The organism is Rhizorhabdus wittichii (assembly GCF_017607425.1).
GTDB classification, from domain to species: domain Bacteria; phylum Pseudomonadota; class Alphaproteobacteria; order Sphingomonadales; family Sphingomonadaceae; genus Rhizorhabdus; species Rhizorhabdus wittichii.
In genome coordinates this window covers 116,653-132,193 of the sequence record NZ_CP059320.1, presented here as the reverse complement: position 1 = coordinate 132,193, position 15,541 = coordinate 116,653, and the positions used below count along the sequence as shown (strand labels likewise).

The window sequence follows — 15,541 nt, the reverse complement described above, 5'->3', positions numbered from 1 at the left end:
ATAAGGGTCGCGGCGAACCGAGACCGAAGGTCGCAAGAGCGAGCACTTCGGCGGGGCCAGGACATATAATCCTGGAGGGGACATGCCAGATTCAGCCGCGCGACATGCCTGAGGTGCGGACTTCCCCGACCGCTCACAGGTCGAGCCCCAATGTTCGCTCGGGCAGCGGCGGCAAGCTGTCGAGATCAATGGGATCAGGATCGGGCGCCCGAAGGTCGCTCCCCGGCTTCGTCTCCTTCCCCTGCCCTTCGGTTGCTGGCTTGTCACCCTTGGGATCGTCTGGCGACCAGCCCTCGATCGGCGCCGCGAGATCGTCGAGCGGGATTTCGCCCGGATCGAAATCCACCGCCTCGCCCAACATGCCCGCCAGCATCTCGGCCGATTGCTCGCTTCGCCCATCGACATCGATCTTCCCGGTCGTTTCCAGCGCGGACGTCTTGTTCCCCGGCGTGCGCTCGATCTGAGCTATGAGGCGATCCTTGTCATCGACGACAAGCGTCAGCGCATCGCGCACGCGGGTGACTGTGACGTTGAACAGCCGCTGGTTCGAGAGAAACCGCTCGAAAGACGACATGACCGCGATCGCCTTGTCGACGGTGATGCCCTGGGCCATGTGCATGTTCAGCGCGTAGGCAAGATCGAGGCGAGAGAGCATCGGATCGCCGTGCGGCAGCACGAGCTGCTCGCGCGATGTCGTCTCGACGGTCACGCCCGCCGCGTCGATCCCGATAATCTTCGCCAACGCGCTGTTGTCGAGCCCGCGCGCCTTGTCGTTCGCGGTCCAGCGGATTGCCTCCCCTTCGTGGATCGCTATTGATTTTGGCTCCGAGAGCCCGAGCCGGTCCTCGCTGACATGCGGCGAGAGCTTTTGCGGGTCGATCCGGAACCGGCGTTTTCCGTCGGATAGCTCTATCTTCCCGTTCTTTTGAACCTTCACGACGTCATAAAGGCCCTTACCGAGCCCAAGTTCGTCGGTCCGGAACATAACGTCGAGCTTGAGGCCGGCCCGCCAGTTCTGACTGTAACGCAGTTCTTCGCGGGTGAGGTTCACGCGCTCGAATATCGTGAGCGCAAGACTGTCCTTGCCAAGCGTCCCCTCCGCGGTCAGCCCTTCCTGGATTCGCATGTTGATATGCTCTCGCGCCTCGCGGCCGGATGCAAAAAGCGCCGTTCTTTCCCGTTCCGCGGGCGCCAGCTCCAGCCACATATCGGCTGCACGGTCGATATGGTCCTTATCCTCGATCACATTCTCGCCAAGGACCCTGATGGCCTCACCCGATTGGCCGCGATCGGCGAGCGCTGCGACGACAGGCAGGATATCGCCCTGTTGGCGAAGATTCTCGTCCATTCGGGCGATGGTCACGCCCGCCGCCTGTACCAGTGCGAAGGCCTTGCCCGCGTCTATCGAGGATATCTGCTGCCGGTCACCGATCAGGGCGAGCTTCTCCACGCCCAGCAGGTTGGCGATCCGCTCCAGTTTCAGCGTCTGCTCGCTGGACACCATGGAACTCTCATCCACAAGCAGAACAGTATTCCTCAGCGCTTCGCGCGCGGCCTCATATCGTGGCCCCTCCTGCCGGTGCAAAACATGCTGGTGGCGCAGGAGGAAGGAAGCGATCGTCTGGCTGGGAGCGCCGATCCCCTCCTGAAGATCGCGCACCATTTTGGTCTGAAACGCCAGTCCCAAGACATTGTGCCCCTCGGCTTTTGCAATATTCGCCGCAGCATGCGCTACCTCGACCACCGCTTGCAGCATCGTCGACTTGCCGGCCCCGGCGATACCCTGGACGGCGACAATGCGGTCGCGCGACGAAACGATCATCGCGCCGGCCGCGAGCTGGCCGGCATTGAGCGTCACCTTCGAGGCTGCCTGCAAGCGCGCGGGCGCGTCGGCGGCGGCAATGATCGGTTCGACTTTCCCTTTGCCCTTCTCCATTTCGGAGATGATCGCTTCCTCGGTTCGGATTGCTTCGGGCGTCGTTGCCATGGTGACGATCCCGTCATGACGATGCGATTTGCCCGGGATCAGGGCGCCCTTCTCCAGCAAATTCCCGATCCGACTCTCGACATGGGTGATCGTCACGCCCTTGAGGCGCAAGTCGAGCGCGGTCTTCGCCAGCACGTTGAGTTCCCAAGCCGCTTCACGCTGCGAGAGAATCCGGACCGCCGAGGCAACCGCAAGCTGCGCACGCGCCTCGACGGGCGATTGTGTCAGGCGCGCAAGACCGCGGTCGACCAAGGGATCGTTCGGACGTAGGAAATTCGCCGCTATGCCGCGCGCGGAACTGATCGCCTCACTGACTGCTTCGTAGCCACGCGCCATGAAGCCACGGTCGGGATTTCGGGTCACGCGCTCGATCGCCGCCGCCGCCAGATCCTTGCCATCGAATCCGACCATCGCGGCCTTGTCGATCCACTCCCGGCCCAGCGCTTCGCGATCGCCCACGCTGAGCTTGGGATCTCGCGTGTTCTTGGTGATTTCCCGCAGACCCTCGGCGGTCCTGATGCCGAGCTCAAGCGCCTTGCCGAGAATGACCGTGCGCCGCTGGCTGAACAGCTCGAGCACCTCCTTGGCGACGCCGGCAATCTCGAAGGTGCCATGCTTTCCGGTCGAAGTGACCTCATAGCCCAGCTTCTCGATCCGATCGCGAAAGAAGGCGTGGTAGATCGAACCGATCACGCTGTTGTTCTTCCAGAGCGCGCTGTTGTGGAGCGCCTGCCATTTACCATCGGGCATCTTCGTGAGGTTCGCGATGACAGCATGGATATGGCCCTGCGGGTCGAGCGCGCGGCTCGTGTCGTGCTGGAATAGAGCATAGACGAGATTACCCGTGCGGATCGGCACCTTGCGCCCGTCGATATCTTTGCGGCCCTCGGCGAGGTTCTTTTCGACCCAGCTCATCGTCGCCTTGACCGCCTCCATATGGGCCGCAAGGATACGCTTATCGCCGGCAATATAGGCCATCACTGACGCGGACTTCGGCATCGAGAAGGTCATGTCGAGGCCCGGCCTGCGGTTCTCGACCTGGCCGACCTTCTCGCCATCTGGCAGCTCTCCGTTGAGTATCTTTTCGAACCCTTCCTTGCCGACGTCGCCTGAAAGACCGAGGTCGGCACTGCCCTCGCCCGCCCAGCTGCTCGCCTCGGAGGATTCCTCCAGCGTGTAGTAATTGTCCTTGGCGAAATAGCCGGCGGCGCCGCCAGCCGAGCGCACCGCCGCGATCGACAGCATCGCCTAAATCCCCATGTCCATATCGTCACGATCGGCGGATCTGTCTGGACCATAATCCTCACGCAATTCGCGCAGCGTCTGGTCCTCGATCTCGGGTCCCCGCGTCCTGCCCGGCTCGGCGCGATCGCGCGGCCGCTGGTCGTTTTCCTCGCGCCCCTCCCGCTCTCCAGGCACCTGCCCTCGCCCGCGCGTACCGTTCGGCCCGGCAGCGCCCTGCCCTCCCGGCCGCGCGCGATCGAGGTCCGGATCGCCTCGTTCGCGCCCATCGTCCCGCCCCATCTCCTCTGGGGGAACGGACAGGATTGCTGCGGCGAGGTCACGTGCGACATTGGGCCGATCGACCTCTTCTATGACCTGGCGGCGCCATCGCGGCCGCCCCTTCCCCTTCTTCCTCGACCAGTTCACCCCCGCCGTCGGCGCGTCGGGGCAATGTTCTCGCGGATGAGAAAGCCCGGAGCGACTGTTGGGTAATCCCTCCATTCAAGCTTGATCCGTGCGGCCGGGAAGCCGTCCGGAAATTTGATGAAGCCATGCATGGACGGAAGGTTCGTGATGTCGTCGGCGATCACCAGCGGCTCGACCTGCTTGCGCGGAGTCAACGTGGAAGCATCACGTGTCTGGTTGTATCCATAGCTGTACGCCTCATCCATCTGGCGCACTTCGCGGTTGCCGATATAGCGCGCGCATTGCTCGGCCGTGTCGAGATCGGCGGTCGCCAGAATAAGCTTGGTGCGCGCGAGCGAAGCCAGATTCTTGGCACCCTGTTCGCCGTAGACATCGATCAGCTTCTCGAAACTGTGCAGTCCCAGGACCATCGCGCCGCCGAAAGCGCGCGCCGTCTGCAAGCCATTCTCGATCGCCGGCAACCGGTGCAGGGCTCCCAGCTCATCGAACATGAACCAGGTCCTCAGCCCCCGCGTCCGCGGCAGCGTCATGATGCGGGTGATGGCGATATCCATCCACAATGTGAGCAGCGCACGGTTCATCGCGAGGTCGACATAGTGCGAGGTTACGAACAGGATCGAACCGGGCTTCTCGGGCCGGCAGATCCACTCGCGGATGGAGAATTGCTCGCCCTCGTCGGGCAGGAAACGCAGCGCCTGCGCGTTGGTGTTGAACACGGCGCGGATCGATTCCGCCATGCGCGCTGCCTCAGGCGCGGTAAGCGGATCGGCGATCGTGTTCGCCAGAAACCGATGCACGCGCTTCAGGTCAGCGGTCATCAGATTGTCGGCGAGATCCGCGTTGGTCGTCTGCCCGCGTCCCTGAAGCTTGATGCACATTTCGATAAACAGCGTGCGCGCCGCCATCGCCCAGAAGGGCTCGGTCGATCCCCCGTCCGAAGGGATCAACGCGGCGGCCGCGGCTGTGAATTCCGAGTGGGTCGAGCAGTCATTGAAGATCGACCAGGCCGGGCAACGCTGGTCCATCGGGTTGAGGATGATGTCGGTCTCGGGGTCATAGAAATTCTCGACATAGGTGCCGGTGAGATCGAAGATAACGGCACTATCCCGGCGTGCGCGCATCTGTGCGACCAGGCTCCGGAGTTCAGTCGTCTTGCCCGCCCCGGTGGTGCCGATAAGCATCGTATGCGACTGCTCAAGGCGGTGCGGATAGGGAATGCCGGCGAGGATATAGGGGTGATGAATGCCCGCCCGCTTACGTTCGACAAACGGCATTGCGCGCACCTGGGCGGGGGTCGATCCTGGCAATAGCGAGGCGGATTCCGCTTCAAACTCGCGCAGATTGTGGGCAACCACCTCGGCATGCAGAACCTCGCGCTCGACCAGCATTGCGCCGCGCTCATGACGTTCCTGAAGGATCGACTTGCCGCGCTTGCGCGAGATGTCGACGAACCATAGCGCAAGCGGAATAGTGGCGAGAAGCGACAGGAGGATCGCGCCCACCAGCCCGCGCATGGCCTTCGCCCAGGCGGCGATGACGGCCGGGACATCAGCGACCTGCGCCATCACGATCGCGCGGATCGAACCGTCGGGCAAAGTGACGTTGACCCGCTTCATCGGATCGAATTCCATGAAGTCCCAGAATAGCGAATAGAGCTTCATGCCGATGAGCTCGATCTCGTGTTCGCGCAGGGTGACAACGAGGATGAAGGAGTATGCGGCGGCAAAGCAGAACAGCCAGACGATGACCGGGATTTTCGCTCCCGACGTCCACATCAGCACCTCGTGCGTGAGGAGCTGGCTGCCGCGCGTGAAGTTGCCGCTGTTGCGCTGGACGGTTCCGCGCGCGGAATGATGGCGCAGGTGAACGGGCTTCCCGCTGAAGCGGATATCAGCGCGCCGCATGATACTGCTCCACGCGCTTGTCGGTTTCGGCCAAGAGCTTTTCGCGCACATCGGGATATTGGTCGCGGATGATGACGTCGAGTGCCAGCTGAGCATATTCGATGGTGCGCGCCACGCGCCTTTGGCTGGCACCGGCGGACTCCGCTTCGGTTGCGAACAAGCGCAGCGCATGTCGGATCATGGCGGAGCGCGTCAGCCCGCTGCGGGCAGCCAGGCGGTCGATCCGATCACACAAGCTATGATCGAGCCGCAGGGTTATCTGGGGGTCGTTGTTGTTCATGCCAGCCTCTTCGCGCAGAGGCCGGTCGGGGCTGAGAAAGTGCCTCATATTATGCGACATTTCGGCCCGGAGCAATGGTTTTGCATCCCGGTGGACGCAGTGCGTTGCATTACATCGACGTTACTTCAAAATCGCAGAAATCCGCGCCATTCTTGGGCTACATCCCATTGCCGTGCATTTGTGTTTCAATGGGATACGGGAGTCCAGTCAGCTAAGACTATGATATTACTTGATTCCCTATGCACCTTCAGGTGCGTTCGGTGTGCTTAATTGCGCCATGTTGTCGCTCGCGTCGCCGGGGGTGTGGGCTTGATCTATCCGCTGGAGCGTCTCCGGCTTTCGTGGTGAGCCATTCCGGGCTGTCAGGCCATGATACCCCAGCCGGAAAGCGCGGCGCTCCTGCGCCCGCGTCGGGCTTCTGACGGCGTAGCCGTCCGGCGGCGGTTCCGGTCTTGGTGGAAGTCGGCTATAGGGGAAATCAGCAAACGCCATTTTGCACTATGGAGACATGCGACATGGCGAGAAAGAGCCTCAAGCCTTCGGAACAACTGCGCGCGCTGGCCGACGAAAGGGCGGCGCTGGAAGCGCGCGAAAAGGAAATGGTGACGCGCATTGCAAGCGAGTTCGGCGGCGCGCTGGTGTCGTCGGGTCTGGCCGATCTGAGCAAGGCGGAGTTTGCGAAGCTGGCGCAAAGGGTCGGAACGCTCGGCATTGCGGAAACGATGAAGCGGCTTGCCTGACGGGCGGCGCACTGCACGAAAAAGGGGCGCCTGGCAGCTATGCCATGCGCCCCTTTTTCGTATCGGGCCTGTGCCTATCGAGCGGGATTTACCCCACCGATCAACAGCGCGGGCCAAGCGGAGCGACGGCCCCGCGCGCGCAAACGCGGCCCGCGCAGCGGGCCGCAATAAGAGCCGCAACCCCTGCACCTGGGCGCGACGTTCCGGCGTGGCGTGACAATCCAGCGCCGCCCCCTGGGCGGCGCTGGCGGCGGGTCAATATGCCTCCCTGCCTGCCGCGACGTATTGCGCCTGAAACTCCCTCGACGCGCGCGGCTGGCCGTCGCGATCGCGCCATTCGCGCTGTTTCCAGTATCCCTTGAAGACGACGGTTGCGCCTTCGCGAAAATGGCGCGCCAGAAACTCGCGCGAATTGGGACTGTGCGACGGAAGCCAATAAGAGGCGGTGAAAGCGCGGCTACCGGCTTCGATGCAACGGAAGGTCGCCACATGGTCGCCGCTTCGCGTCGAGCGCAATTCAACGTCGTCCGTCAGTTGCGCCATGACGGTCTTTTCGGACCATTCGTCGCGGCGTTTCCTATCGGCGTCAATTTCGGCCTGCTGCCGTTCGGCGTCGCGCGCGGCGCGTTCTTCTGGGGTCATCCGGCCAAGGCGGCTAAAGTCAATCATGGCGGTTTCCTTCGGTGGAGAATAGCGCGCGCGGGAAGCGCGCGCTAGCGTTCAGATTTCAAATCCCTGATCGCGATAGACGGCGAGCCAATCGCTATCGGTCCAGCCTTCGCCCGTGCGCTGCTCGATCAGTAGCGGGCATTCGTCGCCTAGAAGCTCTTTCAGCGTTTCGGCGGTTTCGGGGGTGAGTTCATACATGGTTCGGGTTCCTTCGCGGCGCGCGCGGAGCGCATGGCGCGGGTCGGCGGCGCGCTTTATGTGAGTGATCGGGGGGAAGGCCCGGCGCTGCTGCGCGCGGGCTTTCCGGGTCAGGCGAGCGCGCGGCGCTGTTCCTCTGCGCGCAGCGCGGCAAGGTCGGTCGGGCCAGTGCCGTTGTTCTGCTCGGCAAGGCGGAAGATGTGGAGCGGCACATTTCTGGCGCGAAGCAAGCGGGCAAGGTCCACTTGCACTTGCGATTGCTCGAAAATCATCGCCTCGGCAATTTCGTCGATGCTGTCCCAGACTTTGTTGCGGCGATAGGCTGCGCGAAAGTCGTTAGGGCCGCGCTTGTTGAGCGAGAAACCGACAATCGGCACGCCCCTTTCATTGGCCCAGCAAGTGCTGATCTGCTCGGCGCCCTTGAAGCGTTTGCCGGTAAACAGGATCATGTGGGGGATGCGCGCGCGCACCATGTCCATGCGCCGGAAAATCATATCTGCATCTTCCCAGTCGCCGCCCCCCGATACCAGAACAGCGGGGCGAGCCGGGTAATGCTTGGCGTTGTGTTCGGCTTCGCGGGCCTTGAGATAATCGAAGCCCTCGATCTGCGAAGCGGTCAAGCCGGTGCCGGTGCGGCTTCCCCTGATGGTGTTGAACGGCTTGCCGGTTTCGACGAAATAGACGTTGGCGGCATGGTTGCACATGGTTTCCAAAGCGGCGCGGGCTTCGGCAAGCGACTGGCAACGCTGTTGCAGTTCTTCCATGCGGGATTGATAGACTTCGGACGGGTCGAACACGCGGACCATTTCGCCAAGTTCGGCGGCGGCGTCGTCTTCCTGCCGCTTGATGCGCTTAGCGACATAATGCAGGCTGTTGACGATGCCCCATGCAACCGGCTGGCCGAAAGCTTCCATGCGAGTTCCGGCAAGCAAGCGGAAGATTTGCGCGGTCAAATCCTCGACGCAACCGCGCGCAAGTTCGGCGTCGGGCATCGGGTCGCGGGTGGGGTCGTCGATGATCGAAAGCCGGGATTCGGCAATGGTCTCGGTGAAGCTGGCGGGAAACTCCCCCGCGCTGGTCATGGCGGCATAGGCTTCCGCAAAGTCGGCGAACCTGCTAACCCGCCCCTTGTTCGTGTGGGCCATGTTTCAAACTCCAAGTTGGATGGCGTGCGCGGATCGGGCCGGAGCGTTCCCGCGCCCCGGCCCAACCTTTCCTTATGCGCTGGCGGCTTCCTCCTGCTGCTGTTCCTGCGCCTGTTCGGCGCGGCGGCCGCGACGGCTCGACGGCTCGACCGGGGGCAAGCCGAGGTCGCCAGCCGGGGCGGTGCTTTCGCCAAGGCCATCGCCTTCATCGGCGGGGCCATCGGCGGCATCACCGATCGGGGCCAGATCATTGCGGGCGCGGCGCGGGCGGCTCCATGCCACATTGTAGCTGCCGTCATCCTCGCGGAAGCAAGCGATATAGAGCGGCTTGCTCATCGACGGGTCGTCAATCGAACCCTGCAAGAAAGCCTCGCCGGTGTCCTTCATGGACTGCTCGAACAGGAACCCGACGCGAACCCAAGTGCGCGCGGGGGTGAGGCCGAGGATTTCAAAGCGGGGGCTGTTCTCCTTGCGCGCTTCCCAAGGCCGCAGGCAGATGGTCATGGCGACCGAGACGGTGGCGATCTTGCCGACGAAAAAGCCGTTGGCGTTCAGCTTGAGATTACCGAGATTCATAGTCTTAACTCCAAGTTGTCCGGCGTTCCCGCGCCGGGTGGTTGAGCCTTCCGGGGTCCGTCCCCGTCCGGTGATCCCCTTATATCAAAGCCCTAACCACACGCATAACACATTGTTTTCTTGACAGATTTCATCGTGCCTGGTGAACCTGAGCCTGCACCGGCCGCGCAGCGGCCCACGAAAAAACTGTTGCCCGTCAGGGCAACTCCATCCTGATCTGTCGAGCACAAGCGGGGGCTTCGTCGTTCATCGCACCCGGAGCCACCTTCGCCTGTGGCCCAAGGCGCAGGCACCACCAGCGGGGGCAACAGAAATGACGGAGGCTCCGCCGCGCAGCGGTGGAAACCGTAGGGCCGCTTGCGGCCCGGTATTTCTGTTGAGGCGGCTTCCAAACAAACAAAAATATCGGCCGCTTGCGGCCGATTCCCCTTTGCCGCCGACCCCGGTGGGGGGGTCTGCAACGCCGGGACACTGGCGGGGGTGGCGCAGGGTGCGATGAACGACCTGGTGCGAGGCAGATACCGGGCGGTTCGTCCTCGAACCGTCCGGTCTGGCACATGACGCTGACCCGTCAGGGTCGTCTTGTCAGGCGGCGAAGCCGGCCACGTCAGGGATCGTGACCCCGCAAGGGGCGGAAACTCGGCCGAAGGACGAGGTTCCGTGGAGCTTGGCGAGCGCGGCCGCGCAGCGGCCGTGGGAGCCTAGCGCAATAGAGCCCGGCCCGATCGCAGATCGGGTGACGCCCCCTCCCCTCCTTCTCTTTCTCTTCCATCTCCGTCCGACCCAGAAGCTGCCCCGGACGATTCCGCACCTCCGCTCACATCAACCTCCAGTTCGCGATCAGCGAGGCCGTGGTAGGTACGGGCCGGTCCGGCGATGAGGCGAAATGGCGTCGATAACGGTGATCTGCTCGGCATAGGAATCGAAGCTATGGGCGGAGCCTGGACGCTGCCCGGCATCGTGCGCGAATATTTTAGGGGGTGATCAACGGTTGGAGATGGTGACGCACGAAGGCGCTGGTAATCCCAACTTCGCCGGCGGCGACGCGGGCAAGCTGCTCGTCGAAGCTGAACGACCTATGGGCATTTTCGGTGCGCTCGGCTTTTCTGGCGTCGCGCCGGGTCTCCCGCCAATGGTTCTTGGCCTCTGTAAAGCCCATTGTCTGGAGTAGACGGCGGAAGGCGAATATCTCTTTGGGGTTCGCCGGGGCCAGAAGGGGTCGGGGTGGCGTGCGATCGGACCCGACCGGGAAGATTGGGCTTGGGAAGCGCCTGCCCTGCGCGGGAGAGTTCAGCGGCGAGTTCGTCACGGATGCGATAGGCAGTGGAGCCCCCGATCGCGAGATCATGGGCGGCTCGCCGGACAGGTATGCGGTCGAGCAACATTGCGCGCAGCAATTGCCGCTGCTCGTCGGTGACGAACCGTGCGCTTTCGGCATGAATATGCCGAACGCCGGCCGCGTCACATCCGGGCAGGGCCTGTCCCTTACGGCCCAAACGTTGCACGAGGCGCGCACGGATCCGGATACAGCTGGTTTTGGAAACGCCGCTTCGCTCGGAGACCTTGGCGGTTCCGAACCCTTCCATGAACAGCGTTTCGACCGCTTTGCGCTGCGCTGACGTCAATTTGACGCCCGAATAGGCCGCACCTCCGCCGGGCGGCGGGAGTGGAGCTTTGCCACGGGCCAGCAGCTCGCGGCTGTAGCGCCGCCGCTGCTCCGAAACGCATGCGGCCGAGACGCCAAGGCGCTGTTGGATATCGATGCCCTTCAGGCCTTTCTTGAGCGCGTAGCGCAGCCGATCGATGCCGGCGGGCGCAAGACGGCCGCGCTCGTCTCGCTCGGCAGGACGATAGCCGCGCCGCTTGCAAAGGGCGATCGTTACGGCGTTGCAGGCGCTCGCTTCGCATATCCCGAAATGCCTCCCGATTGCGGCAAAGGAAAGCTTGTCGATTTCGCGTAGCCGGATTGCCTCGTCGAGCGACGCGCCCTGAAGCCGGGTGGCGGGGGCGGGACTGCGGTGGGTGGTCTCGAGCCCCAGTTTGTGCGCCATCACCTGGATCGCATGCCGACTGCGCGCGGGCAGGCGGGCAGCTACCGTGCTCCCTTCGGCGGGATAATGACTACGCAACAGGCGTAGCTCATGCGCGGACCAGCGCGCAGATTTGCGACGGGCCATGGATCGATCTCCGGGAAGGGCGCGATTTCCGGTAAAATGAGAGGCGAGAAAGCCGGATTTCGCGCGCGTGTTTTCGTTTACGCAGGTCCGCAATTTGCGGTCGCCGGTCCCTTCGGGACCGGCGGGATGGCATGGGGTGCCCGGATGGGACCATCACGGGTGGGATTACGAGGTGACGCGGTGAATCAGCGCATGGTTGCGTGTTCGATCGTCACGCGACCGTCACGACGATTCGCGTGGTCTATCGATCGCCGAAATGACCCGATGGGTCGAAGGCGTTCAGTATGCCGGGCGGAGCGCGGGAGCGCGCGGTGCGCCGTTTGGAGCTGCGGTGCGATCAGGCGTTGTCGGTGTGCTCTTCTGTGATCATGTCGGGTCGCCAGAGCGCGATAAGGGCTTTCATCGAGTCTTCGAGATCGAAGGCGTCAGCATAGATTCCGCCGGGGTGGCTGCCGAGGAAGGCGAAGACGGTGGCCATGTCGGCGGCGACGGCACGGTCGAGTGAAAAGAGGTCGGCGATGTCGAAGCCGCCAAGATCCGTCGCATTCCACCACGCCATGAGAAAATCCGCGACCCGGCGTGCCTGGCCAGTGTCGCTATGTGCTAGGTCGAACAATCGCGCCACCGCCTGTCGGACTTCGGGATGGATCATGGGTGCGACGTTCATGGAACGGGATCGTCAGCGATGTCGCTGGGCGAGTCAACCGATGCGCGTAGCAGCAGGATCGAAGTGCAACTGGATGCGGTCGCCAGCCTTTCGAACCGATCCGCTTTGGCGGACATGGAGAGCAACAGCACGTAGAGGGACATGTTTTCGAAGGTCATGGGCGTAACGACGGACAGTGAGCCCACAATGCCGCCAGGGACGATTCGGCGTCATAATGGCTGATGAAAACGCCGCCCATTTCGATCCAGCGGTGACGATATTGCGGCCAGTCGTTGATCAGCACATCGCCTGGGCTGGCGTGATCCCGCTTGTCGGCACTGCGGCAGGTGATGATGGGAACATCGGGGAAATGGGCCTGTGCCCATGCGATCTTCTGCGCTTCTGCCCAGTTGCCGCGGGGACAGCAGGTCAGGATCGTGGGATTGAGATGGGAAACAGCGTCGAACAGGGTTCGCGCGTCGTGCATCAGTGGGAGATCGCGATAGAAGTTGCCCTTGGCTTCGAGCATCTTCCAGAAGCGTTTGGAGCCCAGTTGTGCCTCCGCGTCGCGCGGATGCATGCCGAAATAGGAGTGGGCGTAAGTGTCGAAATCAGCGAGGACGCCGTCGCAATCGAGGAAAATATGCGGGACGGCGACGTTTTCGGGTGCCGATAAAGCGGCGATCTGGGCGTGGATGGGTTCGGCCATGATGTCTCCGTTCATGTGTCGGTGATGATGTGATCGCTGCGGCCGGAAAGCGGGGCCGGCGCGCGCAGGTGATCATTTCCTCGATGTGGCGAGGGATTGTCGGATGCGCTGGAGGACAAGCAATCTGTGGTCGTAGAAATCGTCGCTCGGCGTGCGGATCCGGCCAAGCTTGGTGTCGTAACCGGGTGGATCATCCCATTCCGGTGGGCGTGGGGTCGCCATCGCGCGGGAGCTTGGTCGTTCGCACGACATATTATGCGGCCTTCCCGAACAAATCCGGTTGGCGCTCGCCATCCGATTTTGCGTTTCGACGGAGCAGCCGGGCTATATGACCGGAATAGACGCCCACTGCGGCCCAGTAAGCGGCCATGGGCGGCTTGTGAGCGTCCCAGCTGGCCTTTGCCCGCAAGCGGGCATCGCACTGAAGATCGAGCAACAGGTCGCACAAGCAGGCTTGCACGTCGGGATCAAGGGCCCGGAGCCGGTGCATCGCGGGGAGTTGAAGGATCGGGTTGGCCCGCTCGGCATGTGTCAGCAGGCGCGAGCGTCCGGGGCCCAGCGGGATTGCCGGGGCAGGCTCTGTCAGAGCGGTGGTGATCATCGCGGTTTCCTTTGCAGCCGCATCATCGCAGCTCGCAGTCCCGTCTCCCCCTCACCTGCCAGCGGGCGCGAAAGCGCCCTGTGGTCATGAAGTTTCAGCGGATCCACGGCGAGCGCGGGCGGTGGCCTTCCCGGAGCCGATCGGCGTGAAGGGTTGCGGCCAGGTCGGCGTCGACATCCGCGAAGGGATCGATGGCGTCGATGACAGTCTTCGGGTCCGCAATCTCGCCGTAAGAGGTCCCGATCCAGAGAATCTCGCGATGCTCGTCGTCGATATTGTCGTTGTCTCTATGGACGGCCGCGAAATAGGTGTTGAGGGGGGCGTCCCAACCAACGGCAATGGTCAGGGGGCCATGTGTGCCAACGGCTTCAGCACGCGCTTGGGGTTCATATCGGCTCATGTCAGGTCACTCCTATCGTTGGAAGGTGCAGAGGAACCGCGCTGCATGAGAGCGCGAAACTGGCGCGAGAGGTCGGCCTGCTCAGGGTATCGGCTTTCCCATTCGGCGCGAGTGATGAGGAACCCTATGTCGATGAGGCGTCGCCGCAGTTCATCGGTTACGACCTGCTTGGCCTGTTCGGGGATTGCGAGGGGAAATCCCTGGAACTGGCACAGCCACGAGCAGTCGTCGGGCTCCTGATGGCGGCGAAAATAATCGGCCTCAAACAAGAGGTCGGATCGGACGACTGAGTCCCCATTGACGGCAATGACGAACTGGCCGCCCGGCGGCGTTTTGGTTTGTCGTTCTTCGAGCATGCGAGCATGCCAGGTGCGCGCAGCGGCGAGCGCCACGCCATAGGCAGTCCCATAGACCCCATAGAGGATCCAGCTGACGGGGTGGCCGGCTGCGCCGAAGTGAAAGCTAATCACCATGGTGGTGTCTCCTGCACCAATGTTTCGGGAATGGATTCGGGGGGCCAGCAGCCTGTCGTGCGGGGCGACGAGGCTGATGCGGCAAAGAGCCGAACGAGCGCTCTCAACGATGCACCTCCCCCTCAGCTCTTTTCCCCGTCTCGCCGCCGCAGGCGATCGGAGGGTGCAATGTTCGATTGTATTCCGGGGGACTTTGCCATAGTTTGAAACCGCCCGCGGAGACGCGGGTGAAGGCGTGGAAACCTTCCTAAAGAAGCAAGCCGGCAGCTTCGGTTACCGGGCAGCGGACACGTATGTCCAAGGCCCAGGCCCAAAGGTGTTCGCGCCTGATTGCTTCTTTTCAGGTTTCCAATGTCCGGTTTCGGGCTGGCGACGTCCATAGTTGGACGGTCGCTACCGGCTGTTTGCGAGATGGTGCTGAGATAGAGGAAATAGAACGCTGTGCATGTTTGGGTATCCCAAAGGATCCGGTGGTGACCATAGGACAGGATCGCGAGGCTGCGCGGGAGTTGGTGCGCGAAGCGCTAGGGATGCCCGACATCGCAAGCGATGCAGCTGCGACCTATCATTTGAGATCGGTGCTGGCGCTGCTGGATCCGGAACCGTGCAACGGCGACAAAAGGGCCGGTAATGCGTTGCCGGGCGATGCCATTGCTCATGCGATTGGGCTGATGGCGGCGATCAGTGAACGTGCGGTCCGCGAGGAAAGCGCGCGCTGCGTCAAGGCGATTGCACTGGAAATGGAAACCCGCGGCCTAGATATCGCGCGCCATGACATGGGAGCGGCACTGCTGCTCGATCGCTGGGCTGCTATTATCCGGGACCGCGGGAGCGTGGCCGAGCCGGGGCCGCGACGCGACAATTGAGAAGCGGCCCCGGCCGGCGTTCGAACCTCAGTCAGTGGTGTTGGCAGGCGAGGCGGCGTTAGCCGCCGCATCGGGCCATGTTTGGGCGAGCCGTTCGCGCGCTTCGCCTTTTTCGGCACCTGCGGCATCGAGGCCGGCGATGACGGCGGCAACAAGCTGCGTGAGGCTATCGAAATGGCGTTCGACGGTGCTGGCGCGCGCGCCATAAGTGAATGGGGCGGGAAAGCCGGCGTCCTCCCAGCGAGCGAGGCCTTGTTCAACGATGAGGGCATAATCGAGTGCGGTGCCGATCTCGGCGTCGTAGACGACGTAGACTTCGTAATATGTCCCGAAGTCGTGAGGTGATCCGATGATGCGCAGTTCAGCCCCTTCGGGTGGGCAGCCGTAGTGGGCGATAAGCGCGGCGCGATAGGCATGGCACTCCGCGCGGGCAACTTCGGCGAAGTCGGGGGTCGAGCCGAGCTGGGCGCAGGCTTCGTCGTAGGGCACGGGGCCGATGTTCATCTTCTGTGTGGCCATT

General features: G+C 63.0%; 15 protein-coding genes and 1 pseudogene. 2 read left to right on the top strand and 14 right to left on the bottom strand.

Going from position 1 to position 15,541, the window contains the following annotated elements:
* Positions 1-133 precede the first annotated feature (133 nt).
* The 3 genes and pseudogenes from mobF to HRJ34_RS28065 form a co-directional block, all read right to left on the bottom strand.
* Positions 134-3,232, bottom strand: a complete 3,099-nt coding sequence (gene mobF, locus HRJ34_RS28075) for a MobF family relaxase (RefSeq protein WP_208634465.1) — start codon at positions 3,230-3,232, stop codon at positions 134-136.
* A gap of 3 nt (positions 3,233-3,235) precedes the next feature.
* Positions 3,236-5,541, bottom strand: a pseudogene (locus tag HRJ34_RS28070) (type IV secretion system DNA-binding domain-containing protein).
* Positions 5,528-5,821 (bottom strand): ribbon-helix-helix domain-containing protein, encoded by a 294-nt coding sequence (locus HRJ34_RS28065; RefSeq protein ID WP_037489186.1) that lies wholly within the window; start codon positions 5,819-5,821, stop codon positions 5,528-5,530. Before HRJ34_RS28065 ends, HRJ34_RS28070 begins: the two are co-directional and overlap by 14 nt.
* 515 nt (positions 5,822-6,336) lie before the next feature.
* Between HRJ34_RS28065 and HRJ34_RS28060 the strand changes: the two genes are divergently transcribed.
* Positions 6,337-6,561 carry a DUF6437 family protein gene (locus tag HRJ34_RS28060; RefSeq protein ID WP_208634464.1) on the top strand — a complete coding sequence of 75 codons (225 nt, stop codon included), beginning with the start codon at positions 6,337-6,339 and terminating at the stop codon, positions 6,559-6,561.
* A gap of 255 nt (positions 6,562-6,816) precedes the next feature.
* Here the strand turns inward: HRJ34_RS28060 and HRJ34_RS28055 are convergent, their stop codons facing one another.
* The 10 genes from HRJ34_RS28055 to HRJ34_RS28010 all read right to left on the bottom strand — a co-directional run bounded on the left by HRJ34_RS28055 (position 6,817) and on the right by HRJ34_RS28010 (position 14,155).
* Positions 6,817-7,230: a single-stranded DNA-binding protein gene (locus tag HRJ34_RS28055; RefSeq protein WP_208634463.1), complete on the bottom strand. Its 414-nt coding sequence runs from the start codon at positions 7,228-7,230 to the stop codon at positions 6,817-6,819.
* A 51-nt stretch (positions 7,231-7,281) separates the two neighbouring features.
* A complete protein-coding gene (locus HRJ34_RS28050; protein ID WP_208634462.1) occupies positions 7,282-7,428 on the bottom strand; it encodes a hypothetical protein in 147 nt (48 codons plus the stop codon).
* Positions 7,429-7,538: 110 nt separating this feature from the next.
* Entirely contained in the window at positions 7,539-8,573 is a 1,035-nt protein-coding gene (locus HRJ34_RS28045; RefSeq protein ID WP_208634461.1) for a DUF2493 domain-containing protein, read from the bottom strand.
* Between the two features lie 72 nt (positions 8,574-8,645).
* Positions 8,646-9,149 carry a DUF736 domain-containing protein gene (locus HRJ34_RS28040; protein WP_142639658.1) on the bottom strand — a complete coding sequence of 168 codons (504 nt, stop codon included), beginning with the start codon at positions 9,147-9,149 and terminating at the stop codon, positions 8,646-8,648.
* 1,076 nt (positions 9,150-10,225) lie between these two features.
* On the bottom strand, positions 10,226-11,326 hold the full coding sequence (locus tag HRJ34_RS28035) for a hypothetical protein (protein ID WP_226949231.1): 1,101 nt from the start codon (positions 11,324-11,326) through the stop codon (positions 10,226-10,228).
* Positions 11,327-11,663: 337 nt separating this feature from the next.
* Complete coding sequence (locus HRJ34_RS28030; protein WP_226949230.1) at positions 11,664-11,993, bottom strand: DUF7673 family protein; 330 nt, start codon at positions 11,991-11,993, stop codon at positions 11,664-11,666.
* Between the two features lie 154 nt (positions 11,994-12,147).
* A complete protein-coding gene (locus HRJ34_RS28025) occupies positions 12,148-12,681 on the bottom strand; it encodes a 5' nucleotidase, NT5C type (protein WP_208634460.1) in 534 nt (177 codons plus the stop codon).
* Positions 12,682-12,934: 253 nt separating this feature from the next.
* Positions 12,935-13,282, bottom strand: a complete 348-nt coding sequence (locus HRJ34_RS28020) for a hypothetical protein (protein WP_226949229.1) — start codon at positions 13,280-13,282, stop codon at positions 12,935-12,937.
* A gap of 94 nt (positions 13,283-13,376) precedes the next feature.
* On the bottom strand, positions 13,377-13,682 hold the full coding sequence (locus HRJ34_RS28015) for a hypothetical protein (RefSeq protein WP_208634459.1): 306 nt from the start codon (positions 13,680-13,682) through the stop codon (positions 13,377-13,379).
* The gene (locus tag HRJ34_RS28010; RefSeq protein WP_208634458.1) at positions 13,679-14,155 is read right to left on the bottom strand and encodes a hypothetical protein; all 477 of its coding nucleotides are present in this window, start codon (positions 14,153-14,155) and stop codon (positions 13,679-13,681) included. Before HRJ34_RS28010 ends, HRJ34_RS28015 begins: the two co-directional genes overlap by 4 nt.
* Before the next feature lie 293 nt (positions 14,156-14,448).
* Between HRJ34_RS28010 and HRJ34_RS28005 the strand changes: the two genes are divergently transcribed.
* Positions 14,449-15,021 carry a hypothetical protein gene (locus HRJ34_RS28005; RefSeq protein ID WP_208634457.1) on the top strand — a complete coding sequence of 191 codons (573 nt, stop codon included), beginning with the start codon at positions 14,449-14,451 and terminating at the stop codon, positions 15,019-15,021.
* A gap of 27 nt (positions 15,022-15,048) precedes the next feature.
* Here HRJ34_RS28005 and HRJ34_RS28000 read toward each other — a convergent pair whose 3' ends face one another.
* Entirely contained in the window at positions 15,049-15,540 is a 492-nt protein-coding gene (locus HRJ34_RS28000; RefSeq protein WP_208634456.1) for a hypothetical protein, read from the bottom strand.
* Position 15,541 lies beyond the last annotated feature (1 nt).

Excerpts from the sequence above, each read along its gene's own strand:
- mobF (WP_208634465.1), bottom strand. The coding sequence starts at position 3,232 with ATGCTGTCGATCGCGGCGGTGCGCTCGGCTGGCGGCGCCGCCGGCTAT.
- HRJ34_RS28065 (WP_037489186.1), bottom strand. The coding sequence starts at position 5,821 with ATGAACAACAACGACCCCCAGATAACCCTGCGGCTCGATCATAGCTTG.
- HRJ34_RS28060 (WP_208634464.1), top strand. The coding sequence starts at position 6,337 with ATGGCGAGAAAGAGCCTCAAGCCTTCGGAACAACTGCGCGCGCTGGCC.
- HRJ34_RS28055 (WP_208634463.1), bottom strand. The coding sequence starts at position 7,230 with ATGATTGACTTTAGCCGCCTTGGCCGGATGACCCCAGAAGAACGCGCC.
- HRJ34_RS28050 (WP_208634462.1), bottom strand. The coding sequence starts at position 7,428 with ATGTATGAACTCACCCCCGAAACCGCCGAAACGCTGAAAGAGCTTCTA.
- HRJ34_RS28045 (WP_208634461.1), bottom strand. The coding sequence starts at position 8,573 with ATGGCCCACACGAACAAGGGGCGGGTTAGCAGGTTCGCCGACTTTGCG.
- HRJ34_RS28040 (WP_142639658.1), bottom strand. The coding sequence starts at position 9,149 with ATGAATCTCGGTAATCTCAAGCTGAACGCCAACGGCTTTTTCGTCGGC.
- HRJ34_RS28035 (WP_226949231.1), bottom strand. The coding sequence starts at position 11,326 with ATGGCCCGTCGCAAATCTGCGCGCTGGTCCGCGCATGAGCTACGCCTG.
- HRJ34_RS28030 (WP_226949230.1), bottom strand. The coding sequence starts at position 11,993 with ATGAACGTCGCACCCATGATCCATCCCGAAGTCCGACAGGCGGTGGCG.
- HRJ34_RS28025 (WP_208634460.1), bottom strand. The coding sequence starts at position 12,681 with ATGGCCGAACCCATCCACGCCCAGATCGCCGCTTTATCGGCACCCGAA.
- HRJ34_RS28020 (WP_226949229.1), bottom strand. The coding sequence starts at position 13,282 with ATGATCACCACCGCTCTGACAGAGCCTGCCCCGGCAATCCCGCTGGGC.
- HRJ34_RS28015 (WP_208634459.1), bottom strand. The coding sequence starts at position 13,682 with ATGAGCCGATATGAACCCCAAGCGCGTGCTGAAGCCGTTGGCACACAT.
- HRJ34_RS28010 (WP_208634458.1), bottom strand. The coding sequence starts at position 14,155 with ATGGTGATTAGCTTTCACTTCGGCGCAGCCGGCCACCCCGTCAGCTGG.
- HRJ34_RS28005 (WP_208634457.1), top strand. The coding sequence starts at position 14,449 with ATGTCCAAGGCCCAGGCCCAAAGGTGTTCGCGCCTGATTGCTTCTTTT.
- HRJ34_RS28000 (WP_208634456.1), bottom strand. The coding sequence starts at position 15,540 with ATGGCCACACAGAAGATGAACATCGGCCCCGTGCCCTACGACGAAGCC.